This is a genomic window from Lamprobacter modestohalophilus, assembly GCF_016583905.1.
GTDB lineage: Bacteria > Pseudomonadota > Gammaproteobacteria > Chromatiales > Chromatiaceae > Lamprobacter > Lamprobacter modestohalophilus.
In genome coordinates this window covers 1-855 of the sequence record NZ_NRRY01000186.1, presented here as the reverse complement: position 1 = coordinate 855, position 855 = coordinate 1, and the positions used below count along the sequence as shown (strand labels likewise).

Here is an 855-nt window from a genome sequence, read left to right as displayed (position 1 = left end):
GCAATGGGGGCAGCAAACAGGTTCAAGTACCATAACTAAAGATCCCGAAAGTTTACCGTTAACAGTAGAATAGTATATAATTTTCTTTGATCAAAAAATATCACCGGTACAGATCAAGAACACTACCCCGTTGAAGAAGTTGTACTGGGCCTCGGCGTACTGGTTGGCGATTCGGGTCATGAAGAACCCGTAGAGGATGCTGAAGAAGATCAGCCCGAGCATCTGCGCGTTACTGGCAGCAGCAACGATATTGGTCGGCACCATGCGCAGGAAGATGGCGACGATATCGTCGGCGCCCTTGTCGGCGAACTGCGCCTCAAGCTCGCTGGCGTTGGCGCTGAGGCCGAAGACCTCCTCTGCGCTGCCGTCGACGACACCAGGTTGGATCAGATTGACCACTGCGAGTCCAACGATGATGGCCAGGAAGCTGGTCAGAGCGTAGTAGCCGATGGTCTTACCGCCGAGGCGCCCTAAGTTCTCCGAATCGCCGATACTGGCAACGCCGACGATGATCGAGGAGACGATCAGCGGCACGATGATCATCTTCAGGGCATTCAGGAAGAGCTGGCCGATGAAGTCGAAGATCGCGAAGAAGGTCACGCCGAACAGGTTGCCGTCCTCGCCCACCAGCAAGCCAACGATGACGGCCAGGGCGAGGGCGATCAGGATCTGCCAGTGCAGCTTGAGTTTCAACATAGCCATCGTGGTGCTCCGGAGCCCCTGGGATTCAGGGCGAGCGCGTATAAAATTTTGCGAATAGAATCAGTTGCGGCAGTCTATCGGGAAACGAACCCTAGGAGTTTCCCATGTCTGCCAGTCTTGTCGAGCACTTTGCTCCCCTCAGCGACCCGCGAG

Annotated in this window: 1 protein-coding gene; it reads right to left on the bottom strand. The window is 55.4% G+C overall.

What is annotated here, in order from left to right; all coding sequences use genetic code 11:
* Positions 1-90 precede the first annotated feature (90 nt).
* Positions 91-702 (bottom strand): dicarboxylate/amino acid:cation symporter, encoded by a 612-nt coding sequence (locus tag CKO42_RS26785; RefSeq protein ID WP_200252827.1) that lies wholly within the window; start codon positions 700-702, stop codon positions 91-93.
* Positions 703-855 lie beyond the last annotated feature (153 nt).